The organism is Clostridium sp. AM42-4, from assembly GCF_003480105.1.
Classification (GTDB): Bacteria; Bacillota; Clostridia; order Lachnospirales; family Lachnospiraceae; genus Brotaphodocola.
In genome coordinates this window covers 171,923-197,277 of the sequence record NZ_QUIK01000001.1, presented here as the reverse complement: position 1 = coordinate 197,277, position 25,355 = coordinate 171,923, and the positions used below count along the sequence as shown (strand labels likewise).

At 49.9% G+C, this 25,355-nt stretch carries 21 protein-coding genes; 14 read left to right on the top strand and 7 right to left on the bottom strand.

The genetic code is table 11. The annotated features are described in order from the left end of the window. Nucleotides 1-352: 352 nt before the first annotated feature. The 5 genes from DW922_RS00870 to DW922_RS00855 all read left to right on the top strand — a co-directional run bounded on the left by DW922_RS00870 (nucleotide 353) and on the right by DW922_RS00855 (nucleotide 4,090). On the top strand, nucleotides 353-1,168 hold the full coding sequence (locus tag DW922_RS00870) for a hypothetical protein (RefSeq protein WP_118725501.1): 816 nt from the start codon (nucleotides 353-355) through the stop codon (nucleotides 1,166-1,168). Between the two features lie 214 nt (nucleotides 1,169-1,382). Then, a complete protein-coding gene (locus DW922_RS17405) occupies nucleotides 1,383-1,541 on the top strand; it encodes a hypothetical protein (protein WP_154106734.1) in 159 nt (52 codons plus the stop codon). A 163-nt stretch (nucleotides 1,542-1,704) separates the two neighbouring features. Then, nucleotides 1,705-2,265 carry a hypothetical protein gene (locus DW922_RS00865; protein WP_147353348.1) on the top strand — a complete coding sequence of 187 codons (561 nt, stop codon included), beginning with the start codon at nucleotides 1,705-1,707 and terminating at the stop codon, nucleotides 2,263-2,265. Between the two features lie 288 nt (nucleotides 2,266-2,553). Then, complete coding sequence (locus DW922_RS00860) at nucleotides 2,554-3,243, top strand: LytTR family DNA-binding domain-containing protein (RefSeq protein WP_118725499.1); 690 nt, start codon at nucleotides 2,554-2,556, stop codon at nucleotides 3,241-3,243. A 436-nt stretch (nucleotides 3,244-3,679) separates the two neighbouring features. Further along, nucleotides 3,680-4,090 (top strand): hypothetical protein, encoded by a 411-nt coding sequence (locus DW922_RS00855; RefSeq protein WP_118718338.1) that lies wholly within the window; start codon nucleotides 3,680-3,682, stop codon nucleotides 4,088-4,090. A gap of 9 nt (nucleotides 4,091-4,099) precedes the next feature. Here the strand turns inward: DW922_RS00855 and DW922_RS00850 are convergent, their stop codons facing one another. Both DW922_RS00850 and DW922_RS00845 read right to left on the bottom strand, forming a co-directional pair. Then, nucleotides 4,100-4,660: a VanZ family protein gene (locus DW922_RS00850; RefSeq protein WP_195714970.1), complete on the bottom strand. Its 561-nt coding sequence runs from the start codon at nucleotides 4,658-4,660 to the stop codon at nucleotides 4,100-4,102. Nucleotides 4,661-4,735: 75 nt separating this feature from the next. Continuing rightward, nucleotides 4,736-4,966 carry a hypothetical protein gene (locus DW922_RS00845; protein ID WP_118725497.1) on the bottom strand — a complete coding sequence of 77 codons (231 nt, stop codon included), beginning with the start codon at nucleotides 4,964-4,966 and terminating at the stop codon, nucleotides 4,736-4,738. Nucleotides 4,967-5,132: 166 nt separating this feature from the next. On the opposite strand from DW922_RS00845, the gene DW922_RS00840 reads away from it, so the two are divergent. Together DW922_RS00840 and malQ are read left to right on the top strand one after the other, a co-directional pair. Beyond that, entirely contained in the window at nucleotides 5,133-6,458 is a 1,326-nt protein-coding gene (locus DW922_RS00840; RefSeq protein ID WP_347560240.1) for an MATE family efflux transporter, read from the top strand. 63 nt (nucleotides 6,459-6,521) lie between these two features. Beyond that, nucleotides 6,522-8,033, top strand: a complete 1,512-nt coding sequence (gene malQ / locus DW922_RS00835) for a 4-alpha-glucanotransferase (RefSeq protein ID WP_118725496.1) — start codon at nucleotides 6,522-6,524, stop codon at nucleotides 8,031-8,033. Nucleotides 8,034-8,136: 103 nt separating this feature from the next. Here the strand turns inward: malQ and DW922_RS00830 are convergent, their stop codons facing one another. Then, a complete protein-coding gene (locus DW922_RS00830; protein WP_118725495.1) occupies nucleotides 8,137-8,877 on the bottom strand; it encodes a hypothetical protein in 741 nt (246 codons plus the stop codon). Between the two features lie 391 nt (nucleotides 8,878-9,268). Between DW922_RS00830 and DW922_RS00825 the strand changes: the two genes are divergently transcribed. The 5 genes from DW922_RS00825 (at nucleotide 9,269) to pflA (ending at nucleotide 17,422) form a co-directional block, all read left to right on the top strand. Continuing rightward, entirely contained in the window at nucleotides 9,269-9,802 is a 534-nt protein-coding gene (locus DW922_RS00825) for an HD domain-containing protein (RefSeq protein ID WP_118725494.1), read from the top strand. 324 nt (nucleotides 9,803-10,126) lie between these two features. After that, complete coding sequence (locus DW922_RS00820; protein WP_118725493.1) at nucleotides 10,127-10,984, top strand: hypothetical protein; 858 nt, start codon at nucleotides 10,127-10,129, stop codon at nucleotides 10,982-10,984. Between the two features lie 119 nt (nucleotides 10,985-11,103). Next, entirely contained in the window at nucleotides 11,104-13,884 is a 2,781-nt protein-coding gene (locus DW922_RS00815) for a cation-translocating P-type ATPase (protein ID WP_243031954.1), read from the top strand. 414 nt (nucleotides 13,885-14,298) lie between these two features. Further along, complete coding sequence (gene pflB, locus DW922_RS00810; protein WP_118725492.1) at nucleotides 14,299-16,551, top strand: formate C-acetyltransferase; 2,253 nt, start codon at nucleotides 14,299-14,301, stop codon at nucleotides 16,549-16,551. 118 nt (nucleotides 16,552-16,669) lie between these two features. Continuing rightward, nucleotides 16,670-17,422 (top strand): pyruvate formate-lyase-activating protein, encoded by a 753-nt coding sequence (gene pflA, locus DW922_RS00805; protein ID WP_118725491.1) that lies wholly within the window; start codon nucleotides 16,670-16,672, stop codon nucleotides 17,420-17,422. A gap of 89 nt (nucleotides 17,423-17,511) precedes the next feature. Here the strand turns inward: pflA and nagB are convergent, their stop codons facing one another. Next, a complete protein-coding gene (gene nagB / locus DW922_RS00800) occupies nucleotides 17,512-18,243 on the bottom strand; it encodes a glucosamine-6-phosphate deaminase (RefSeq protein ID WP_118725490.1) in 732 nt (243 codons plus the stop codon). Nucleotides 18,244-18,396: 153 nt separating this feature from the next. Here nagB and nagA point away from each other — a divergent pair, with 153 nt between their 5' ends. Beyond that, nucleotides 18,397-19,698: an N-acetylglucosamine-6-phosphate deacetylase gene (gene nagA, locus DW922_RS00795; RefSeq protein ID WP_118725489.1), complete on the top strand. Its 1,302-nt coding sequence runs from the start codon at nucleotides 18,397-18,399 to the stop codon at nucleotides 19,696-19,698. 169 nt (nucleotides 19,699-19,867) lie between these two features. On the opposite strand, the gene DW922_RS00790 is transcribed toward nagA, so the two are convergent. Together DW922_RS00790 and DW922_RS00785 are read right to left on the bottom strand one after the other, a co-directional pair. Next, on the bottom strand, nucleotides 19,868-21,250 hold the full coding sequence (locus DW922_RS00790) for a gluconate:H+ symporter (protein ID WP_118725488.1): 1,383 nt from the start codon (nucleotides 21,248-21,250) through the stop codon (nucleotides 19,868-19,870). Nucleotides 21,251-21,585: 335 nt separating this feature from the next. Beyond that, entirely contained in the window at nucleotides 21,586-22,506 is a 921-nt protein-coding gene (locus tag DW922_RS00785) for a LysR family transcriptional regulator (RefSeq protein WP_118718328.1), read from the bottom strand. A 307-nt stretch (nucleotides 22,507-22,813) separates the two neighbouring features. On the opposite strand from DW922_RS00785, the gene DW922_RS00780 reads away from it, so the two are divergent. Beyond that, the gene (locus DW922_RS00780; protein ID WP_118718327.1) at nucleotides 22,814-24,154 is read left to right on the top strand and encodes an enolase C-terminal domain-like protein; all 1,341 of its coding nucleotides are present in this window, start codon (nucleotides 22,814-22,816) and stop codon (nucleotides 24,152-24,154) included. A gap of 135 nt (nucleotides 24,155-24,289) precedes the next feature. On the opposite strand, the gene DW922_RS00775 is transcribed toward DW922_RS00780, so the two are convergent. Continuing rightward, complete coding sequence (locus DW922_RS00775) at nucleotides 24,290-25,198, bottom strand: LysR family transcriptional regulator (RefSeq protein ID WP_118725487.1); 909 nt, start codon at nucleotides 25,196-25,198, stop codon at nucleotides 24,290-24,292. Nucleotides 25,199-25,355: the final 157 nt, after the last annotated feature.

The window sequence follows — 25,355 nt, the reverse complement described above, 5'->3', positions numbered from 1 at the left end:
TCACAGCCGAACTCATCAATTACTTTTTTCTCAAGAGGTTTCAGAGATGCCTGCTCGTTTTGATTTCCGGGAAATAAGCTAAACGCAAGCGGGATTCCGTCTCCGTCAGTAAAGAGGCCCATCTGCACAATCGGATTTGGGCGGTGCGCTTTGCTCTTTCCGTATTTTTTCTGCCATCTTCCTGTTCAATTTCAAAGTAGTAGTTGGTTCAATCGTAATAAAGGACACATTTGATGGTAAGAGTGCCGAAGACCCGTGCGTCTTTTGGCAGTAAGGATGGAGTAAAAGAATGGCTTGTAGGCTTTGTGGGAAAGTGCTATAATGAGTGCATTAAAAAGTGAGGTGATAAGTCATGATCCTAGTGGATAAAGACATAGACGAGAGGATTCGGGAAAAAGGAGAATTGATTGATCCTAAAGAGTATAAGAAATCCAATCTAAATGGAGTGTCTTATGACCTGACTATAGACGTTATATATGATAAAGAAGAGAAAACTCATCCAATATATGAACTAAAGCCAGGAGAAACCGTATTTGTAAAGACAGAGGAAAGGCTGCTTATTCCGCATAATATTTTGGGGCGTATTGCAGAAAAAAATTCTTTAATGAGGCAGGGACTGGTTGTTGCGGGACCGCATTATCAGCCTGGTCATCACACATATGCTTTTTTACGGGTAAGAAATATCTCTGAAAGTATATTTTCACTTCATAAGGGAATGAAAATTGCTCAGATTATGTTTGAACAGTTATCTGACATTCCAGATATGTCATATGATAAACAGCCAGGTGCTTCATTTCAGGATGAAGAAAAGTATAGAGGATTAGGAAATTACAAAGAAGAGTACGAACAACAAACGATTAATCAGGTAGAAAAAGCAAAAGAAGATGTGGAAGAAATTTCCCATAAAATTTATGCCAATGTATTAACGCTTATGGGAATTCTGGTTTCAGTGTTTGGGCTTTTGACGATCAACTATCAGGCCTTTCAGAAAGCTGAAATTACAGCACATTTTATTTTGGTGATGAATCTCACGCTGGCTCTTAGTATTGTAATTTTAATGGGAATCATCCTTGTATTAGTCAATAAAGCAAAAGATAAAAAATTTTTATGGACTTATATTGCAATTCTTATTCTTCTTGCGATTGCAACTGGCGTTGCGTGTGCATGAGAAAAGATGGTTAGTGAAAAATGGATTGTGTGGAAACATGGATTGGTAGATATACATTCCATCGCTGTGGACAATTTTAAATAGATTTAATCACTTCACCGCTGATTGAATTGCGGTACCTAAGTGTGGAGAACGCTGGCAGGTATCGTTCAATCATGCGGTTTTTTAGAAAATCGATAAATCATAACCAGGTTTATCCGATGGAGGGCCAACTATGGATAAAGAAATCATGGGCAGTGTTACACTGGACGTAGAAACATCAAACAGAAATGCTTCTTTTTCCAGAAGAATGCAGAAGTACTATGAGGCGTTGAAAGGCGCGAAGACCATAAAAGAGGTGGTTTATGAAAAATACCCGGAAGGAACGGATTAAAAAAGGAAATACAAAAAAGTCTTTCAAAAAACTATGGAAGGTTTTTCAGAAAAATGCTGGTCCAATAGGAACCGTGGTAGCTATTTTTGCTCTTCTGCTCACATGGGGCAATTACCATGTAAGCATATCAGCATCCGTGAAACAGGAGCAGGAAAGACAAGCATTGGCACAGGAAAGACTGGCCCTAGAGCAGGAAAAGCAGCCTTCGTTTGCCTGGGACCAGAAACTGACGGGGGCGGATAATCACTATATTATCAGAAATACCGGAGGTGACATCCGTGATGGAAGCTTGTCGTTTGATCCAGTATGTGAAATTCGGATCTTCGATGATCGTGCCCAGGAGATGGGAACACTTCTTTGGGATAGATATAGTGAGATAACAAGGGTTCCATATGATTTTGAGAGAGATTGGTTTGAGGTTTTTGGTGAGGAATCACCGGAGCCGGTTGCACGATGGGAAGAGATCATACAGAATGCAGTCCACGAGGAGGGATATTATTGCCTGGTTAATTGGACACAGCGTTACCGGATCCAGTATCGGGATTATAAACATGAGGGAAAATCCCGGGAGCTGATCGCCCGAGGCGGAGAACTTTATGATTTTAAAGATGGGGAGAAGAATGGTTACAGGCTCTGGCTGGAGATGAATGAATCTGGGGAACGGTTGCTTGATTCTCTGGTAAGAAGTGGGATTGAAAGTCTGCAAAGGAAGCAGGAAGTGTAACACTTTTCATATGCATTTGTTCCAGATGTACGCCTATGCTATTTCGGAATCCCACGCAGATAGGATGCACGACATTTTTTGACAAATTTCATATGGCAAAATCCCCCAGTTTTCCCGCATTTCTCCTACATTCCTTTGTGCGATGTTCTGAATCTTTGAAATCCGTTTTACAAAAATATTTCCCTTTAGTATAATGAATTCGTTTCACTAATAAGGGATAGGGTTACTGGGCGCGTATGCGTGAACAGTAACAGGATAGGAGCTTTACTGGGGAGATAAAGAGTAGCTATGAGAAATGCGTTAATTTTTGATGATAATAAAATTTTGGCAGAACTTGTACAGCTGAAGGTGGAAGCTTTATTTCGGAAATACGATCTGGAGTTTGAGGTAGACCGTATGAATAGCATTAAACAGCTGGAATCCTGTGAGAAAACGTATCAGCTGGTATTTATGGATATTGTCCTGCCGGAGCAGGATGGAATCAATATTACAAGAGAGTGGAAGAATTCCGGCCGCTTTGGGGAAGTGGTTTTTGTTTCCGCATACGACGATAAGGTGTTTGCTTCGTTTGACACAAATCCGCTTTATTTCGTCCGAAAAAATAACCTGGATGAGGATTTGGAGCAGGCAATCATTTCCTATAAAAGAAAGATTGCTGCGACACAGGTGATCGTGCCGGAGGGTGCAAAGTACCATGTGTGGGACGTAAATGATATCATGTATCTGGTGAGCCGCAACCATTACATCGATGTGTATATGGCGAATGGCAACAAGCCGCTGGTCCGCGGTAAGCTGGATGACATGGAGAAGATCCTGCAGGATTATAATTTTGTGCGGGTTCAGGTCAGCTATCTGGTGAATTTAAAATATGTGGATGCGGTGAAGAGTCAGGCAATCCGCATGAAGAATGGCGAGGTGTTCCGCATCAGCCCGAAATACCGGGAGAAGATTGCTTCCCGCATGGAGGCTGGCTGGTAGGAATTCTGAAATCAGAGAATCTGTTTGCAGGTGTTGCCATTTTAAATATGTAGGGTAGTTACTGTATACAGGGAGGAACTTCCCGGAGCGGAAACTGCGTTGTTGAAACAATCGTGTTTCAGCGCGAGAATGTGCCAAGGCATATTCTTTTCACGTCAGGAAATGCAGGAAAATATGCATTGCCGGGCATACCGCACGAGCAGTAACACAAAAGGTGACAAATAACAGGGAAAGTTGACAGCAAGGTGTCTCTTTTCAGAAAAGTACAGTAGAATAAAGGCATTACATTACAAAAGACAGTCCGTAGTGAACTGTCTTTTTGCGTTTCAGGGGAATCTGCGTCTTATGGAACAAAAACGCTCCGCTGGGATGTGTATTCTTTTTTATTTAACAGACGATTGTCAAAGAGGAAAATTGGGGGCAAAGGGGGATGAGGATGCCGGTACTGAAAAATAGACATCTTGTGATCAGTCGTGCAAAAAATTGCCGTGAGCTTTATGATACGGTGTGTGGGTGGCTGAATACGACAAATTATTTTAAATGGACGGATGATTCGGTGAGCTTTAATAATGGGCTGGATGAACAGGAATGGAAGCGGCGCCAGCTTCTTCTGCGTCACCGCATTTCGGAGTGCAGCTGTGTGGTGCTTTTTGCAGAAATGTATGGGGAGTATGGAAAATGGGCGGATTTTGCGATTGAATTTGCGAATGAATTCCATAAACCGCTGATCGGGGTGCGCCCGCGCGATGACAGTCCGGCGCCGAAGTGGATGCAGATCAATTGCCGGGTGACAGTAAAGTGGCAGCGCAGTGCCATTGTTGCGGCAATACAGGAGTATTCCTTGTAGTTTTTTTCTTTAGCGATAAAAAATCAGCACCATCAGCCTGATCCCAGCCGCCCCAATGTTGTCGATCAGCACATCACTGAAGCGTCCGGCCCGCCCCGGCACGAACAGCTGGTGAAATTCATCGGTGCAGGCATAGAAAAAGGTGACGGCGAGTGCTGCGTTCAACAGGCGTTTTCCATGCAGTCCCCAGGTTCGCAGACCGAAGACCAGGGAGAGGAAGAGTACGGTGTATTCGGTGATGTGGGCGCATTTTCGCACCGGCATGCTGAGAAATTCGCAGATGGCAGGCACATTGATCTGTTCAAGTTCCAGCAGATGGAGCTTATCTGCGATGGATAAAAGCATCTGGGTGACACCGTTGCTCATAAGGGTGGACTGGTCAGCTGGCTGGCTGGAGAAATAAAAAATGGCAGCAGCAATGGCGACGGAGGGAAGCATCGCCAGTATTTTTATAGTGCAGGTTGGAAAGGCGCCGGTGGCGCGATTGCGGATTCTGGCCATGGTATCCTCCTTTTTGTCTGGCATGCGGCCATCACCTGCCGCATGGCCTTGGGCGGTTTCGTTTGTCATTGCCTGCCGCATGGCCTTGGGCAGTTTTGTTTGTCGTTGCCTGTCGCATGGCTTCGGAAATTCTGCTTGCCATGCCTACCGCATGGCCTCGGACAGTTCCTTCCACAGTTCGATATCGTCTGCGCTGAGGCGCATATTGGTTACGAGCTCCTGGCCGTCCGGTGAGGTGACCTTGAATTCAAAAATGGTTCCTTCCTGGACGCCACGTTTGACGATAGCATTTAAAAAGAGCGGAAATTTAGGATGGTTGGCCGCGAAGCGGGACCATGCATTTTTCATTTTCATTAATTTCATTGGATTGATCATAGGGTCTCTCTTTCTGATTATCTATATAGCGTAAACAACATTCCTAGTATATCCCAGAATTGCTTTTCTGAAAAGTAATACTTGTAAAGTTTTGGCAAAATAGGTATCATTGAGATATCTGTTTATAGATTTGTTTATAAATTATAGAAACTCAGGGGATAAATTCATGGATATGTTTTCTAGGAAGGATCTGGTCCATCTGTTTGCCCCGCTTCTGGTAGAGCAGCTTTTGGCTGTTTTAGTGGGCATGGCGGATGTTGTCATGGTGGCGGCAGTAGGGGAAACGGCGGTTTCCGGCGTGGCGCTGGTGGATTCCATCAGCGTGCTGATCATTCAGGTGCTGTCGGCTATGGCAACCGGTGGAGCGGTGGTCTGCTCCCAGTATATTGGAAAGAAAAAGCCGGAGCAGGCGTGCCGGGCGGCGGGGCAGCTGGTACTGATCACGGCGGCGCTTTCTTTGCTGATCGCGGCAGTGGCGTTTATTGGGAACCGGCATTTGCTGCGGCTGATCTTTGGCTCGGTGGAAGCATCGGTCATGGATAACGCACAGACTTACTTCTGGTTTACGGCAATGTCGTATCCGTTTCTGGCACTTTATAATTCCGGGGCGGCCTTGTTCCGCTCTATGGGAAATTCGAAGGTTTCCATGAAGGTTTCTCTGGCGATGAATGCCATCAATGTGGCGGGCAATGCGCTTTGCGTATTCGGACTTCACATGGGAGTGGAGGGTGTGGCGATCCCGACGCTGGTTTCCCGTATGTTTGCGGCGGTGGTAATGGTGATCCTGGTGCGCAGCCCGAAGAACAGCATCCGGGTATACAGCTTCCGCCAGCTGGTCCCGCAGCTGGATATGATCGGCAAGATCCTGGCCGTTGGAGTTCCGAGCGGACTGGAGAACGGCATGTTCCAGTTTGGAAAGATTGCATTGCAGAGTCTGGTTTCGACGCTGGGAACGGCATCGATCGCCGGTTATGCGGTGGCAACGAATCTGGTGACATTCCAGTATCTGCCAGGTGTGGCGCTTGGACTGGGCCTCATTACGATTGTGGGGCAGTGCGTGGGCGCGGGCGAGCCGGAGCAGGCAAAGCGGCATACAAAGAAGGTGATCGCAGTCAATTACGGGCTGCTGCTTGTGATCTGTACCTCGATGGCGGTGTTCCGGAGCTTTGTGGTCGGAATTTATAATCTGTCTCCGGAGGCATCGGACCTGGCGCAGAAGCTTTTGCTGGCGCATTCCTGTGGCATGGTGCTCTGGCCGCTGGCCTTTGCACTGCCGAATACACTGCGTGCCGGTCTGGATGCAAAATTTACAATGATGGTTTCAGTCTTTTCCATGTGGATGTTCCGCATTGGTCTTGGCTATGTGTTTGTAAAGGGACTTCATATGAGTGTCCTGGGAATCTGGTATGCGATGTTTGTGGACTGGATCTTCCGTCTGGTAGTATTTGTATGGAGGTTTAAGGGATTCTCGGCGCGGGTGCGCCAGGTCTGAGCGGTGAGCAGGCACGAAACAGTTACAGAATTTTGAAAGTGAAAGAAACAGGAGGAAATGGGTATGAAGCGGGCGTGTGGTATGCTGCTTCCGGTGGCGAGTCTGCCATCGGAGTATGGAATCGGTGCATTTTCAAAGGAAGCGTATGATTTTGTGGACCAGCTGGCGGCGGCCGGTCAGCGGTACTGGCAGATCTTGCCGCTGGGGCCGACCGGCTACGGGGATTCTCCTTACCAGTCGTTCAGCGCATTTGCGGGGAATCCGTATTTTATCGATCTGGAAGTGCTGATTGCCAGGGGATTGCTGATGAAAGCGGAATGCGATGCGGCAGACCTCGGTTCCGATGCGCAGGATATTGATTACGAGAAGCAGTATTTTAACCGTTTCCCGCTTTTGAAAAAGGCATTTGAGCGCTGGAAAAAGCAGCAGAAAAAGAAAGGACGCGGCGAAAAGAAGCTGCGGGAGCTGTTTGAGTATGCGCTTACCGCAGATACCAGGGAGTATTGCTTTTACATGGCGGTGAAAAATCATTTTGAGGGAAAAAGCTTCCTTTTGTGGGATGAAGATATCCGGACAAGAAAGCCGGAAGCCGTGAAAAAGTATCAGGAGCTTTGTCAGGATGAAATCCTGTTTTATGAATTTTTGCAGTACGAGTTTCAGGAGCAATGGGCACAGCTAAAGCGCTATGCAAATGAACAGGGTGTGAAGATCATTGGGGATATCCCGATCTATGTTGCCATGGACAGCGCAGACAGCTGGGCGCATCCGGAATTGTTCCAGTTTTCTGCGGATGGACAGCCGGAGGCTGTTGCCGGGTGTCCACCGGATGCATTTTCTGAGACGGGACAGCTCTGGGGCAATCCGCTGTACCGCTGGGATTATCACAAGAAGACGGGCTATGCGTGGTGGCTGGCCCGCATGGAGTACAGCTTCCGCCTGTATGATGTAGTGCGTGTGGATCATTTCCGCGGCTTCGATGAGTATTATTCCATTCCGGCAAAGGACAAGACTGCGGAGTTTGGCCACTGGGAGAAGGGACCGGGCTATGCGCTGTTTAAAGCTATGAAGAAGCGCTTTGGAAAGCTTCCGATCATTGCGGAGGACCTGGGCTTTCTGACTCCGTCGGTTCTGGAACTGGTTAAGAAAACAGGTTTCCCGGGCATGAAGGTTCTGGAATTTGCGTTCGATGCCAGCGGCGAGAGTACGTATCTGCCGCACCGCTATCCGAAAAACTGTGTGGTCTATACCGGGACCCACGACAATATGACCCTGCAGGGCTGGTACCGCAGCCTGGAACCGGAGGCAAAGGCGTTTGCCGTGCGCTATCTTGGGAATTCCCATACACCGGAGGGCGAGATCCACTGGGACTATATCCGTCTGGCACTGGCCAGTGTGGCAAAGCTGGCAGTGATCCCGGTTCAGGATTATCTGGGGTTAGGCAACCGGGCCCGCATCAACGAGCCGTCTACTCTTGGGAAAAACTGGCGCTGGCGTATGAAGAAGGATGATCTGACTCCGGAGCTTCTTGCAAGGTGCCGGGAGCTGGCAGAGACGTACGGACGTGTCAGAAAATAAATCATATCGTTACTTAACGAACGAGGGGCGAAAGCTCCCGCAGCCGTCAGATATAGCGGCTGCGGGAGCTTTCGCCCCTTTGATATGTACTGTGCGGTATTGTTTATTGTACGGACACTGCGGTAGTTTCTTCTGCCACGCTGTTGTCATTTGCAGCCTCTTCCGGGTCGACTGCTCCGCCTTCCAGGGTTTCTACGCTGCCTTCCTTGTGGGAGGTGAAGGTGCCCTGTACTTCATTGTCGGCCTTGTCGCGGGCATAAACATGAAGTCCGGCCGGGTCCATCTCGAAGGAGAGGGTGTTGCTGGCGCGGTCTACGCTGGATGGCTCCACGCGCTCACCGGCGGAATTTAGTGCATAGATCGAATCGAAGTTGATGCCAGACTGGCTGTCGGCAACGGTAATGGTAACGATGCCATCCTGGATATCGGTCTGGGAGAACTCCGGCGGGTTGTCATCCAGCACATTGACATGCTCAAACACGGTGGATGGCATGCCGTTTAAGTTCACGACAGTGGTTTCGATGGAACCGTTTTTGTAAACGGTTGCGGTGTAGGTGCGGTGTTTGCCCTTTTCCAGCTCCAGTGCTTCGCCGTCCAGTGTCATGCTGATGGACTTGGTCGGGAAAAAGGATCTGACAGTCAGGACAACGTTAGTGGAAAGATAGTCGTTGGTGTCCTCCACGACAACGCTGAGTTTTGGTTTGGCTGTTAAGCAGAAAAATAAGATGCTGTTGAATACGATGAATGGAAGCACATAAAATAAGAGGATATGTGGCCATTCACTTTGTTTTTTCCTGCGGTACCGGCGGTCGCGGTGGGACGCAGGCTGTTGGTTCTGTTCCATAAAATCTCCTTTTATCGCAAGGCAAAATGCCCGATGATCTGTCCAATAGCATAGCAGAAAAATAGTGTTTTTACAAGGCAACTTTTCTTACGATTCCATGATTCTGCCTTACCTCTGATTTACCGGGCCTGTCTGTGTGAACGAAAGAGCTTCTATATTATTTTCAGATTTTTTGGGGTTCTAAATTCATTTGATGGGATTTGCAACTTTCCCCTTTCGGGGAGTGTGGGAGTGTGATAAAATGGAATCATAGCAATTAGTAATACAGAAGTGGCAGGGGAGTTGCTGTTTGCGTAGTGCGTGGACAGTAACGGATTCTATGAAACTGGATAAAAGGGTTGCTGGTACACAGGTGTGAACAGTAACTGAAAATAAGAATGGGGATAAGCAGATGATTCGGAGAGCGGCAGCATTTGCGACAAAGGCCCATGAGGGCATGATGCGGAAGGGGAGCAGGATTCCTTATATTTATCACCCAATGGAGGTGGCGCTGATCGTGGCACAGATGACGGATGACCCGGAGGTCATTGCGGCGGCGTACCTGCATGATGTGCTGGAGGATACCAGCGTGACACCGGATGAAATCCAAGGTGAGTTTGGTGCGCGGGTATTATCTTTGGTGCAGGCAGAGAGTGAGGATAAATCACTGACCTGGAAGGAGCGCAAAGCCAACACGGTGGCGCATCTGAAGCGGGCACCGCGGGAGGTGAAGCTGCTGACTCTGGGAGACAAGCTGAGCAATATGCGCAGCACGGCCCGCGATTACATGGTGATCGGCGACGAGATCTGGCAGCGGTTTAACGAAAAACACCGCGAATCCCACCGCTGGTATCTGGAAGGAATTCTGGACGGACTTGAGGAGCTGCGGGAGCTGGCCCAGTTTCAGGAGTTAGAGCGGCTGTACCATATGGTGTACGAAGCCTGAATTGCGGAAGAAACTGTAGAGAAAGGCAGAAAAAAGAAGAAGGGAACAGAGAGAACCAGAAAAAACAAAGAGAAGCAGGGGGAGCCAGAGGAACGCAGAGAGAATCAGGGTGAGCCAGAGGAATGCAGAGAGGACCAGGAAAAGCCAAAGAAAACGAGAAAGGGCCAGAGAAAGCCAGTAGATGAAAAAAAGAATTGTCGAATTTTGCGGCATGGAATGTGTGGACCGGGCCGGAATGCGCTTGACGCGTGTTCCGGCCCGAAGTAGAATGCGGGTAAGGAAACCATGAGGAAATAGCAATGGAGACTGATCCGGGGGAAGAGCATGACAAAGGAAAATGTGAAAGCAATACAGACTGCGCTGTGGGTGGGCCTGGTTCTGGTCCAGATGGCAGTGGTCGGGTGTCTGGAGGTTCACGCAGAGATGGTGCGCCGTGAGGTGACCTATGAGGCAATTGAGGGGGAAGCAGATCTGCCGTCTGAAATCGATGTTTCCGTTCTGGCAGGAAATGAGGAGGAGCTGGTGGCATGCCGGGCTGTGGAGCAGATGGAGGAGAATGCTTACTGGCAGGATGACTTTTCGTTTCCACTGACCTTTTATGATTATGGGGCAGAGGAGTACTGGCTTGGAGAACAGACCTTGAAAGCGGAAAATCTAACAGATATCGTCGAGGAGTATGGCGAGGAATTACTGGAAAGCATGGATCTTCCGGCAGATGAGTACGAGATATCCGGGCTATCCTGGTCCGGGGAGGCTTATGTGAATGAAGAAGGCGTGATCTGCCGGGATGCTGTGGGGCATGGCAGCCGTCTGCTCCGGGATTACCGCGTGGTGTATGAGGGATATGTGGATCCACAGCGCTGGAATGAGCTGAAGCGTGCAGTGCAGGGAGAGGAAACAGAGCTTCTGGTGCAGGAAGCCGAAGTACCTGAAACTGAGGAAGAGACAGAAGCACCGCTCCGGCAGGAGACAATGGTGCAGATAGAAGAGAAAGAAAAGGAAGCAGAACTGGAATCGAAACGGCAAAAATCCAGACTGCAGGAGTTTTTAGAGAAGGTAACCAAAATTCTTCTGGTTGCAGTGAGCATTGGAGCAATCTTCTTTTTTGGTGGACTTCTGGTGATGGCATTGTTACAGGTGTGGAGGAAGCTTTGGGAAAGAAAGAATGGTAAAAAGGGATGAATGCTCTGCCCGCCGCATATGATAAAAAGTAAGAGTGCTGCTGGCAGGTGCCGTGTTACGCTTCATGGACAGTAACGGTGTCGCAGGCCGTGGCCGGAAAAGAAAAACGCGGTGGCAAAATGAAAGAATGGTATCGGATGACACCAGAGGAGGTTTTGCGCGGAATGGAAAGCAGCCACAGTGGCCTTTCCTGGAAGCAGTCGGAGGTGCGCTGCGGACAGTATGGGGAAAATATCCTGCAGGAGCATTCCGGGAAGAAGCTCTGGCAGGTGTTTTTGGAGCAGTTTCAGGATCTTCTGGTATTGATCCTGATCGCGGCAGCCGCAATTTCTGTGGTTTCCGGCAGCGGGGAGAGCGCAGTGGTGATCTTTGCGGTGCTTTTTATGAACGCGGTGCTGGGGACGGTCCAGCATGAGAAGGCCAGAAAATCACTGGAGAGTCTGAAAAAGCTGTCCGCACCAGCCGCACAGGTATTGCGTGATGGAGTCCCAAAGGAAATTCCGGCGGCAAAGGTGGTGCCGGGAGATGTAGTCCTGTTAAATGCGGGCAGTCTGGTGGCAGCAGATGGAAGGCTGCTGGAATGCTATCATCTCCAGGTGAATGAAAGCTCATTGACGGGGGAGTCCCTGGCGGTGGAGAAGTGTGCAGAAGCACTTCGTTTTCGCGGTGCTAGGGGAAATGCTGCAGCAGCCAGATTGAAAAAGGTGACAGGAAGGGCGGCCGAAGAGGCAGAAGGCGAAGCAGGCGATGGACCGGAGAATGCTATAGCAGCCAGGCTGAAAAAAACGGTGGAGGCCGGGCGGGAAAAAGATGCCGGGGACAAACAGGAAAAAGAATCCGGGATTGCCCTGGGGGACCAGAAGAATATGGTTTTTGCGGGCTCTCTGGTGACAGGAGGCCGGGGAGCGTTTGTGGTGACTGCGACGGGGATGGATACGGAGCTTGGAAAGATCGCCCGCCTTATGAATGCAGCGCAGGAGAAGAAAACACCCCTGCAGATCAGTCTGGACGAATTCAGCGCACGTCTAGCTGCGCTGATCTTAGGAATCTGTGCGCTGGTGTTTGGGCTGAGTCTGTACCGTGGAACCCCGGTCCTGGAATCGCTGATGTTTGCGGTGGCATTGGCGGTGGCTGCCATTCCGGAGGCACTTGGCTCTATCGTGACGATCGTGCAGGCCATGGGGACCCAGCAGATGGCGAAGGAGCATGCCATCATTAAGGATTTAAAGGCGGTGGAGAGTCTTGGATGTGTGTCGGTGATCTGTTCCGATAAGACAGGGACCCTGACGCAGAACCGCATGACTGTGGAGCAGGTATTTGTGGATGGGCGGGAGCTGACACCGCCGCAGCTTAAGGTATACGACCCGGTGCATCGGTATTTTTTGTATGGAGCCGTGCTGGACAATGATGCCGCTGTGCAGGGAGATGTGTTTACCGGGGACCCAACTGAGACAGCGCTACTGTCGATGGCTCTCCGTGCGGGAGTTTCCCCGGAAGCAGTGCGGAAGGAGATGCCGCGGCTTGGGGAGCTTCCGTTCGACTCTGCAAGAAAGCGGATGAGTACCATGCACCATTGTGACGGAGCCTGTGTGCTGTTTATGAAGGGAGCACCGGATGTTATTCTGGAGCGGACAGAAAAAATCCTGACGAAAAACGGGATAAGGCCGTTTCTGGCAGAGCAAAAACGACAGGTCTTAAAGCAGAATGAAAACTGGGCCATGCAGGGGCTGCGAGTACTGGCGGTGGCCTATCATCCGCTGGAGCAGCTGCAGGCCTGCAGCCTGGAGCTGGAGGATTCGGGAATCTTTCTGGGAATGGCGGCGATGGCGGACCCGCCGAGGCCTGAGTCGAAGCCTGCGGTTCTGGCGGCAAAGCGGGCGGGGATCCGCCCGGTGATGATCACGGGGGATTATCTGGTGACCGCGCTGGCGATTGCAGAAAAAACGGGGATCCTGGAACCGGGAGATCTGGCGGTGACCGGGCAGGAATTAGACCAGATGGATGATCAGGTGCTTAATCAGAAGCTTTCTTCCATTGCTGTCTATGCACGGGTTTCACCGGAGCATAAGATCCGCATTGTGGAGGCCTGGCAGGGGAAAAAACGGATTGTAGCGATGACCGGAGACGGTGTGAACGATGCCCCGGCCTTAAAAAAAGCCGATATCGGCGTGGCAATGGGGCTGATGGGAACCGAGGTTTCCAAGGATGCGGCGTCCATGATCCTGACAGATGATAATTTTGCGACCCTGATCAAGGCGGTGGCCAACGGCAGGAATGTGTACCGGAATATCCGGAATGCGGTCCAGTTTCTGCTTTCCGGGAATATGGCAGGAATTCTGTGCGTGCTGTATACGTCGGTTCTGGATTTCCCGATGCCCTTTGCCCCGGTCCATCTGCTGTTTATCAATCTTCTCACGGATTCCCTGCCCGCCATCGCGATTGGCATGGAGCCGCAGGAGGAAGGTTTACTGGAGCAGCCGCCGAGAAATCCGCAGGAGCGGATCCTGACGCTTCCTTTTTTCATCCGCCTGTTTGCACAGGGCTTGCTGATCGCGGCAGGCACCATGGCGGCTTACCATATGGGAAGGGAAACAGGAGGGGCGGGAACAGCAAGTACCATGGCTTTTTCTACCCTGACGCTTGCCCGGCTGTTTCACGGCTTTAACTGTCGCAGCAGCCGTTCGGTGCTGCGCCTTGGACTGCGCAGCAATATGTGGAGCATTATGGCGTTTGAGGCGGGGGTGCTGCTTCTGGCAGCCGTATTGTTTCTGCCGGGTCTGCAGGTATTGTTTGCGGCTGCTGATCTGAGCCTGCGCCAGGTGACTGCAGTAGGGGTATGCGCATTTGTGCCAACTGTAGTGATCCAGGCAGCAAAGCTGGTCAGGGAGAGCCTGGCGTAGTTTGTAGGATTTTTACACCGGATTTTGCAGAAAAAAAGTTATTTACTCTAACAAAAAAACTGATTGTACAAAAACAGATACTTCCCGGAAGTTGAGAAAAAAACGCAAATATACCGCTTGCAATTTAGAAAAAATATGATATTCTATATGCAGGTCAGATGAATGGCCTGCTATAGAATGAATCGTTATGAATTTAACAAATCATGGCGGTATTGATGTATACAAAGGCGTTGCTGGTCTGCAAAAACAGGCAGCGGCCCGTGACGGACAGACGATATGACTAATCAGATAGCGAAATATTTGAGAGGTTATATTTTTTTCTGGCAGTAATGTATACAGTATGCAAAAATACAGACAATTGTTTCACACACAGGTTGTGTGAACACAGTACAATTTTAAGGAGGAAAACACCAAATGACGAACTTTGAGCAGTGGGATGGTTTTGATGGCCGCCTCTGGAAAGAGGAAGTAAACACTCGTGACTTTATTCAGAAGAACTATAAGCCGTATGATGGCGATGAGTCTTTCCTGGCTGGCCCGACTGAGGCTACTGACAAACTGTGGGGAATCCTGCAGGGTCTGCAGAAAGAGGAGCGCGCAAAGGGCGGCGTTCTGGATATGGATACCCATATCGTTTCCGGCATCACTTCCCATGGCCCGGGCTACATCAGCGAGGCTGATAAGGACTTAGAGCAGATCGTTGGTCTTCAGACCGATAAGCCGTTAAAGAGAGCATTCATGCCTTACGGCGGTATCAAGATGGCTGAGCAGGCTTGCCAGAACTACGGCTATGAGCCGGATCCGGAGCTGCACAAGATTTTTACCGAGTACTGCCGTACCCACAACCAGGGTGTATTCGATGCTTACACTCCTGAGATGAAAAAGGCACGTCACAACAAGATCATCACCGGACTTCCGGATACCTACGGCCGTGGACGTATCGTAGGCGACTACCGCCGTGTGGCTCTGTATGGTATCGATTTCCTGATCCAGGAGAAGCAGAATGACTTCGCAAACTGCGGCGATGGAACCATGGTTGATGAAGTAATCCGTCAGAGAGAAGAGCTGTCCATGCAGATCAAAGCTCTGAAAGACATGAAGGTTATGGCTCAGTCCTACGGCTACGATATCTCCCAGCCGGCTAAGACCGCAAAAGAGGCTGTTCAGTGGCTGTACTTCGGATACCTGTCCGCAGTTAAGACCCAGAACGGTGCCGCAATGAGTGTCGGCCGTATCTCCACCTTCCTTGATATTTATATTGAGCGTGACCTTGCAAACGGTGTACTCACCGAGGCTGAGGCACAGGAGCTGATCGACCATCTGGTAATGAAATTCCGTATGGTTAAATTCGCAAGAATCCCGTCCTACAACCAGCTGTTCTCCGGTGACCCGGTATGGGCTACCCTGGAAGTCGGTGGTATCGGCGTAGATGGCCGTTCCATGGTAACCAAGACCGACTACCGTTTCCTGCATACCTTAGAGAACATGGGACCGAGCCCGGAGCCGAACATGACTGTTCTGTACTCCTCCGCCCTTCCGATGAACTTCAAGAAGTATGCAGCTCACATCTCCATTAACACCAGCTCTGTTCAGTACGAGAACGATGACGTGATGAAGCCGGTATGGGGCGATGACTACTCCATCTGCTGCTGCGTATCTGCTACCCAGACCGGTAAAGAGATGCAGTTCTTCGGCGCACGTGCAAACCTGGCTAAGTGCCTGCTGTATGCTATGAACGGCGGCCGCGACATGAAGAGCAGAGAGCAGGTTGGTCCGGAGTTAAGACCGATCACCTCCGAGTATCTTGATTATGATGAGGTCATCAGAAAATACGATGTTATGATGGACTGGCTGGCAGGTCTGTATGTAAATACCTTAAACCTGATCCAGTACATGCATGACAAGTACTTCTATGAGGCAGCTGAGATGGCACTCATCGATACCGATGTACGCCGTACCTTCGCTACCGGTATTGCTGGATTCTCTCACGTTGTTGACTCCTTAAGCGCAATCAAGTACGCAAAGGTAAAAGCAATCCGTGATGAGGAAGGCATGATCATGGACTTCGAGACTGAGGGTGACTTCCCGCGTTATGGTAACGACGATGACCGTGCAGATGATATCGCAGTATGGCTGTTAAAGACCTTCCTTGAGAAGTTAAAGAAACGCCACACTTACAGAAATTCCGAGGCTACTACCTCCATCCTGACCATTACCTCCAACGTAGTATATGGTAAGGCAACCGGTAACATGCCAGATGGAAGAAGAGCAGGCGAGCCGTTATCTCCTGGTGCAAACCCGTCTTACGGCGCAGAGAAGAGCGGACTTCTTGCTTCCTTAAACTCTGTTGCAAAGCTTCCGTACGAGTGGGCTCTGGATGGTATCTCCAATACCCAGACCATCAATCCGGACGCACTGGGTCACGACGCTCAGGAGCGTATCGACAACCTGGTACAGGTTATGGACGGCTACTTCGATCAGGGCGCTCATCACTTAAACGTAAACGTGTTTGGTACCGAGAAGCTGATCGACGCTATGGAGCATCCGGAGAAAGAGGAGTATGCAAACTTCACCATCCGTGTATCCGGCTATGCTGTTAAGTTCATCGACTTAACCAGAGAGCAGCAGATGGATGTAATCTCCAGAACCTGCCACGCAAGCATGTAATTTACGGACGGAAGTCTGATAAAAAACACTCCGGGGGGAACGAAAATTTCCCTATACCGGAGTGTTTTTACTTTTCGGGAGATACTATAATCATAGAAACAATACAGGAGGAGAGTTCATGGAAGAGAACAAAGCACTTGTGGGTCATGTGCATTCCCTGGAGACCTTTGGTCTGGTAGACGGACCGGGTGTCCGCACCGTGGTATTTTTGCAGGGCTGCAGAATGCGCTGCCGTTACTGCCATAACCCGGAGACCTGGAGTATGTCCGGCGGCGAAGAATGGACCGCAAAGGATCTGTTCAACCGGGTGTACCGCTACCGTACGTACTGGAAAAATAACGGCGGTATTACCGTGAGCGGCGGAGAACCGCTTTTGCAGATCGACTTTCTGCTGGAATTTTTTAAGCTGGCGAAGGCAAAAGGCATTCACACGACACTGGATACGGCAGGAAATCCGTTTACCAGAGAAGAGCCGTTCTTTGGTAAGTTCCGGAAATTAATGGAACTGACGGATCTGGTCATGCTGGATTTTAAAGAGATGGATGGCGTGCGCCATAAAGAACTGACATGTGTTGCGAATGACAACATTCTGGATCTGGCAAGGTATCTTTCCGACACCGGAAAAGATATGTGGATCCGCCATGTGCTGGTACCTGGGCTCACCGACCAGGAAGATGATCTTAAGGCTATGCGAGGTATGCTTGATGAATTAAAGACCGTGAAAAAGGTAGAAATCCTGCCGTATCACAGTCTGGGACTGTTCAAGTGGCAGAATCTGGGAATTCCGTACACGCTGGAAAGTGTACCGGCTCCGACGAAGGAAGAAGTGGAGCGGGCCGAGAAGATTCTGGGAATCAGGAAAGCAGATTAAACTGGTAATCTTATTTAAATGAAAAATAACATATGGGATGAGGTTCAGCTGCGATCATGTATCACAGTGGACTTCATCCCATATTTGATTTAGATCTCCATTTTACTTAAGGCCGCTTCATCTGCCACAATCGTGACATCATTATGCAGCTGCAGAATGGATGCCGGTACCTGCGGAGTGATAGGTCCGCAGATGGTGGCTTTTAATGCATCGGCTTTGTCTTCGCCGCTGACTACCACCAGAATCTTCCTGGCCTTCATGATGCTTCCGATGCCCATGGTGTAGGCCTGTCTCGGAACATCATCTTCAGACTCGAAGAAGCGCTTGTTGGCATCAATGGTGCTTTCGGTCAGGTTGACGCAGTGGGTTTCGCGGGCGAAGGAGTCTGCCGGTTCGTTGAAACCGATGTGGCCGTTGCGGCCAAGTCCGAGAAGCTGTAAGTCTATGCCGCCGGACTGACGGATGATTTCTTCATATGCCGCGCAGGCTTTTTCCGGGTCCGGTTCCAGACCGTTAGGCACGAATGTGCGGGTTTTATCAATGTTGACATGGTCGAACAGGTTGGTGTTCATAAAATAGCGGTAGCTTTGCGGGTTTTCCGGACTTAAGCCTTTGTACTCGTCCAGATTGATACTGCTAACCCGGGCAAAATCCAGATCGCCCTTGTTATACCACTCGATAAGCTGTTTGTAGGTGCCGATCGGGGAAGAACCGGTGGCCAGACCTAATACACAGTGCGGTTTCATGATAACCTGTGCGGAGATGATGTTGGCCGCTTTGCGGCTCATGTCCTGATAGTTTTTTGCTTTGCAGATGTTCATAGTAAGTAATACCCCCTTATTCATTATAAAATACCCCTTCCACCTTAAGTATATCGGTTTTTGGCGGAAATACAATAGAAAAAACAGTTCAGCAAAAACTATTGTAATTCTGCGCAGAGTCAACTATACTACGCCCATAGGGGGTGCATACGCATGATCATTAAAAATGTAAAGATTTACACAGAAGAACAGAAATTTGTACCTGGCGAAATCGTGGTTCTGGGAGACCGGATCACAGAGGTGCGTGCAGATGGGAAGAAGACACAGACTGCCGCAGAAGCTCTGGAAACGGAGCCTTCAGTAAACGGATCTTCGGAAGATGAAGAAGCGGAAGAGGTCGTGGTGGACGGGGAAGGCGCTTACGCCATTCCGGGTCTTATTGACCTGCATTTCCATGGATGCGTGGGGGCAGATGTCTGCGATGGAACACCGGAGGCGCTGAAAAAGATTGCACAGTATGAGGCATCTGTTGGAGTTACAGCCATTGCTCCGGCTACCATGACGCTGCCGGTGGAGGAGCTGGAGCAGATATTGCAGAATGCGGCGGCTTATAAGCGGGCGCAGGACGAACACAGGGCGGCGAATGCGGCAGCAGGCCAGAGTGTGCAGAAGGCAGAACAGGAAGCAGACGGGATGCCAGAAGGAAAATTGGAATTTCCGGAGGCAGATCTTCTCGGCCTGAATATGGAAGGCCCGTTCATCAGCCCGGTCAAGAAGGGTGCGCAGGATGAGAAAAACATTGTTCCCTGCAACGTGGAAATTGCAAAACGTTTCCTGAAAGCATCTGAAGGTCTGGTGAAATTCATTGGCATTGCGCCGGAGGAGAGCAGCGAGGCAGTTGCCTTTATTCAGGAAATGAAAGATTCCGTGGATATCTCCCTGGCGCACACCAATGCAGATTATGATACGGCCATGGCAGCCTTTGCGGCCGGGGCAAACCATGCAGTGCATCTGTACAATGCAATGCCGGCCTTTACCCATCGGGCCCCGGGAGTCATCGGTGCGGTGGCAGACAGCAGGCATGTAATGGTGGAACTGATCTGTGATAATGTACACATTCATCCGGCGGTGGTGCGGGCTACCTTTGCCATGATGGGAGCGGACCGGATGATCCTCATCAGTGACAGCATGCGGGCCACCGGAATGCCGGACGGTACTTACACGCTGGGCGGCCTGGATGTCAGCGTGAACGGAAACCGGGCAACCCTGGTGGATGGCGGTGCACTGGCCGGTTCCGTGACCAATCTGATGGACTGCATGCGCACGGTAGTGAAGGTTATGAAGATCCCGCTGGAAACGGCAGTGGCCTGCGCAACAGCCAACCCGGCCCGGTGCCTGGGTGTGTATGACACCTACGGTTCCATTTCGGAAGGGAAAAAAGCAGATATCGTACTGCTGGATGAAGACCTGGAATTGAAAATGGTGATCAAGGACGGTCAACTGCCATTTCTTTAAAATACCGCCACAGTGTAAGGTATTTCAAGGTGGATGGAGCACGGAAAAATTTTGCAGTGCGCGCCGCGTATTAAAAAATTAAAAATGACAAGATGCAAAAAAGAACCTCGCCTGATGGATATATTTCCATCGGGCAAGGTTCTTTTTTGTTTCATGATAAAGCAATATTTTATTTCCAGATCATATTTAAGATCAGCAGCTCAACGATACCGACACCTGTCATGATGAAGGATACGGCTGTCTTACAGCGAAGCTGGTCTTTGATCTCGCTCAGACCGAACATACCGTTGAACACCCAGAAACCACTGTCGTTGAAGTAGCTGAATGCGATCGCGCCGATACAGGAAGCCTGTGCCAGCAGAACCGGATTTAAGCCCAGGGTGGTGATGAGCGGAGCAGTCAGGGATGCTGCGGTGGTGATCGCTACGGTTGCGGAACCAAGTGCAAGACGCATCAGGGCACCGATCAGAACCGGGATCAGGATAGCCGGGATCGGCCAGGAAACTACGGTTGCGCCGAGTACATCGCCGATACCGCTGACTTTGATGATGTTTCCGAGAGCGCCGCCTGCACCGGTGATCAGCATGATCATACCGGTATCCTTGATGCTGTCGCCCATGATGTTCATCAGCTCATCCTTCGGGATATCTTTACCGATGCCGTAAACAGCAATGGTGGTACCAAGAGCCAGGGCTACGATCGGGGAACCTACCAGGGTGATGATGCTGTAAACGAAGCTTTCTTTGTCAACGCCTACGAAGTCGCATACGGTCTTGCTCAGGATGAGAACAAGCGGGATCAGGATCGGAGCAAGGGACTCGCCCAGGCCCGGAAGCTTTTTGCTGCCCATGATTTCATCTAACTGATCCATGGATTTTAAGTACTCTTTCTTGAACTCCTTGCGGTCGTAGGTACCATCCTCACGCGGGATCTGGTAGATTTTCTTGCCGACCCAGTGTGCATACAGCAGAGCTGCGATAAGGATCGGAACAGACATCAGGGCACCTGCGATGATCATCTGGCCAACATCTACGCCCATCATTCCGGCTGCGGTTAACGGACCCGGAGTCGGCGGAACCATTACGTGAGTACACTGCAGACCGCAGGCCAGAGCCAGAGCCAGAGCGATAACGGATTTACCGGTTACGCGGGACATTGCCTTACATAACGGTGCGAAAATTACGATTGCGGAATCTGCGAAAACCGGGATGGATACCAGCCATCCGGTGATACCAAGGGCAAGCTCCTCTTTTCCGTTTCCGATTTTCTTGATGAAGGAATAAGCCATACGCTCTGCAGCGCCGGTCTTTTCGAGGATACCGCCCATCATAACGCCGAGGCCAATGATGATACCGGTACTTTTTAAGGTGTTTCCGAAGCCATCCTGAATTGCGGTAATGGCATCAGACGGGGACATTTTGCCGATCAGACCTGTGATCAGTGCAGCAAGCAGCAGCGCGATGAAGGTGTGGGTCTTGGTCTTCATAACCAGGAAGATCATGATCGCGATGCCTAAGAACAGGCCAAGCAGCATCTGGGTTTCATGTGACATATTTATACCTCTTTCTGTAATGTGCTGTTACCGTTTTGGCGTTGCCTAACAGTAACAAGTTTGCTCACTTTTTTGTCCCTGTCTGTTCCAGAAGACCAGGAAAAATTTTCCAGCAGAAACATGGTTTTAGGAACCAGGGCTTTTATCGCACCAAATATTGGGGGATGCGGCCGCAAACCTTGTGTTGAAAGGAACTGCGGTAAGTGATAAAATAAAGACAAGAGGCATTATAACCAAATTTAATACATAAGTAAAATTAACTGTACTAAGCCATCTCTTAAAAAAATTAATAGTGTATCTTAGCTGGACTGCTTCGCAAGGCGTCTGGAACGTGCTTAATAGAGCGGTGCGGAGTTCTCCCAGTATTCCCGTGCAAGACGGATGAATTCTCTGGCACCGGAGTTTAAGTAGCCGTGCTTCTGGCAGCAGATGGCGATTTCCCACGCAGGGCGCTCCGGCAGGGAAAAGCATGCAACCCCATCGCCCAGTCCGAGGGTATAGTATCTTGGGATGATACCGCAGCACAAGGTAGACTGCACCATAGCGGCAATGCCGCCGGTGTTATTGGTCTCGAACAGGATATTGGGAACAAAGCCGGCTTTTTCGAACAGCGTGTCGCATGCAGAACGCAGGGTGGAGGATTTATCCATCAGTACAAAGGGCTCATAGCGCAGGGCAGTCAGGTCCATGGTGGCAAGTGGCTCCCCGGGCGCAGCGGCTTTTTCTGCGAGCGGGTGGGCTGCCGGGATCATGAGTACCAGCTCTTCCTTTTTTAAAGGGTAGTAGGTATCGATCGTGCGGTCAATGGACCGGAGGGTCATAAGGCCTACATCGACCTCTCCCCTTGCGATGGCCTCCTGCTGGGCGCGTACCCGCATTTCGATCGGCCGTACATCGAGGTTTGGGTAGTTGCGGTGCAGCTCGGGGTAAATGGCGGTGAACATGCGCAGGCCGCGTCCCGGAGTCAGGCCGATGGTCAGGTGGCCTTTGCGGGCACTGACAACATCGTAAATCTTGTTGTAGGTGGTGTTTTTGATCTGAAGGGCAGTTTTGGCTCCTTCGATGTAGATTTCCCCGGCCTCCGTCAGGCGCCAGTTGGCGCGGGAACGGTGGAATAACGGGGTGCCCAGTTCTTTTTCCAGCTTGAGTAGCTGCTGATTTAAAGCAGACTGGGTGATAAAAAGTTTTTCTGCGGCTTTGGTAATGTTGTTTTCTTCCGCAATCTTTAAGATATATTCAATTTGTTTGGTATCCATGTAAACCTCCTCATGCAGATACGCAGGACCGGAGTTTCTTCCATATATAATGTAGGTTGAAATACGGTGCTTTTCTGCGGTACGCCGCGATTGTAAATAGAATCCATAAACAGATGTGGCGGTCAGGCCACAGAATTGTCATGAACCGATTATAACAGGTTTGCAGCAGAAATAAAACAAATAAAAATATTAAGAGAAACATAAAAACTATTAATTTTACTTATTTGCTTGCAGGTGCTATGATAACATCAGCAAGAGAAATAAGAACTCAATAAATTTTTCATATAATTTTAAGGAGGGTATTTCAATGAATCAGATTCCAACAATCACAAAGATGGAAGTTTTCCCGGTTGCAGGACATGACTGCATGGAGCTGAACTTAAGCGGCGCACACGCTCCGTACTTCACCCGTAACATCGTCATCCTGACCGACAGCACCGGTAACGAGGGTATCGGTGAGGTTCCTGGTGGTGAGAAGATCACTGCAGCATTAGAGCAGATCAAAGATCTCGTAATCGGCAGCAGCATCGGCGATTACAAGCAGACCTTAAACAAAATCCGTGCTTGGCTGGCAGCTAACATCAAAGACGACAAGCGTGGTCTTCAGACCTTCGACCTGCGTGTAGGCGTACATGTAGTTACCGCAGTAGAGGCTCCGCTTCTTGACTTACTTGGTAAGTTCTTAAACGTTCCGGCAGCTGCTCTGATGGGCGACGGCATCCAGCGTGAGAAGGTTCAGTTCCTTTCTTACCTCTTCTATGTAGGAGACCGCAAGAAAACTGACCTTGAGTACGAGGAAGAACCGGATGCAGATTGCGACTGGTACCGTCTGCGTCACGAGGAGGCTCTGACTCCAGAGGCTATCGTGGCACTGGCAAAGGCTACCAACGAGAAATACGGCTTCGTAGACTTCAAGTTAAAGGGCGGCGTTTTAGCTCCGAAGGAAGAGGTTAAGGCTGTAGCTGCAATCAAGGAAGCATTCCCGGAGGCACGTGTTGACCTTGACCCGAACGGCTGCTGGAGCTTAAAAGAGGCTCTGGAAGTTGCTCCGGACTTAAAGAAGGTTCTTGCTTACTGTGAGGATCCGTGTGGTGCAGAGGATGGTTTCTCCGGCCGTGAGGTTATGGCTGAGTTCAGAAAAGCAACCATGATGCCGACCGCTACCAACATGATCAACACTGACTGGCGCCAGATGTGCCACGCAATCGCTCTGCAGAGCGTAGATATCCCGTTAGCAGATCCGCACTTCTGGACCATGGAAGGTTCCGTACGTGTTGGCCAGCTGTGCAACGACTTCGGTCTGATGTGGGGCTGCCATTCCAATAACCACTTCGATATCTCCCTGGCTATGGTTGTACAGTGTGCAGCTGCAATCCCGGGCAAGATGAACGGTATCGATACCCACTGGATCTGGCAGGAGGGCCGTGAGCGCCTGACCAAAGAGCCGATGCAGATCGTTGGCGGTTGCATCGACCTGCCGAAGAAGCCGGGTCTTGGTGTAGAGGTTGACCGTGACCAGGTTATGAAGGCTCATCAGCTGTACATGGATAAGTGCTACGGTAAGGGCGCTCGTAACGACGCTGTTGGTATGCAGTACTTAATCCCGGGCTGGACCTTCGATAACAAGAAACCGTGTCTGGTTCGCTAATCAAGCGCAAATATTCAATAGAAGTTTTAATAAAAAGAAATGCCAGGTTCCGACAAATCGCCGGAACCTGGCGTTTTTGCTTCAGTGCATATCGTGATTGACGGTGGACATTTTGCGGCAGTTACCAGATTGCATTTATGTTTCCCAGTATTTCTTGCATAACTCCAGAAAATATTCCTCTGCATGGCTTAAGTAGGCATCTTTTCTGCAGCACATGGTAACTTCCCAACTGGGACGCTCCTCCAGGCGGAAATAGCGGATTCCTGGATCTGGTTTGGCGAATACTTCCGGAAGCAGTGCGCACCCTACCTCGGCCAGTACCATGCGGTATTTGCTGACGTTGCTGCTGGTGGAAAAGAGCACCTGTGGCTGGAATTTGGCCTGGGAAAACAGTGCTTCCTCCAGCTGATACATGGTAGAGCGGCGTGCAATGAGGATGAAGGAATCCTGTGCAAAGCGGGAAAGACTGATCTGGGGCGCAAGGGCTGCTTCACTGCTTCCGCTTTGCGCAAGTGGGTGCGAGGTTGGAATGGCCAGAAAGATTTCTTCCTCTTTCATAAGGAAATACTGGTTAGCATCCTTCTGGGCCTGGACCAGGGTGATGAGGCCCAGATCGAGTTCTCCCCGTGTGATCAGATTCTGCATGGTGCGGACATTACATTCTACGGGCTCAATGCGGATGTCCGGAAATTTCCGGTGAAACTCCGGGTAGATGGCTGTAAACATGTTGACACCGCGCTCCGGGATGAGCCCCAGGGTGATGCGGCGGCTGCCGCTTTCTTTTAAATCTTCAATCTGGCTGTAAGCATCTTTCTTTAAATTCAGGATCTGTCTGGCGGTCCGCACATAGATTTCCCCGGCCGGAGTCAGCTGCCAGTCGGAGCGGTTCCGGACAAACAGGGCGATGCCGAGTTCGTTTTCCAGCTTTTGCAGCTGCTGGTTTAAGGCAGACTGCGTGATAAAAAGCTTTTCGGCAGCTTTGGTGATGCTGTGTTCTTCGCTGATCTGAATGATATATTCTAGTTGTCTGGTATCCAAGATCATATTTCCTTTCCTATAATAAAAATACAGGCTGCGCAGAAATCTGGCGCAGGAACCCGGGTGATGTTATATGGAATTACAAATGTTAGAAAAACTAATATAAGTATTATTTATATAAATTTGACTGACATACCTGGTTATTATACAATGTGATTATCAA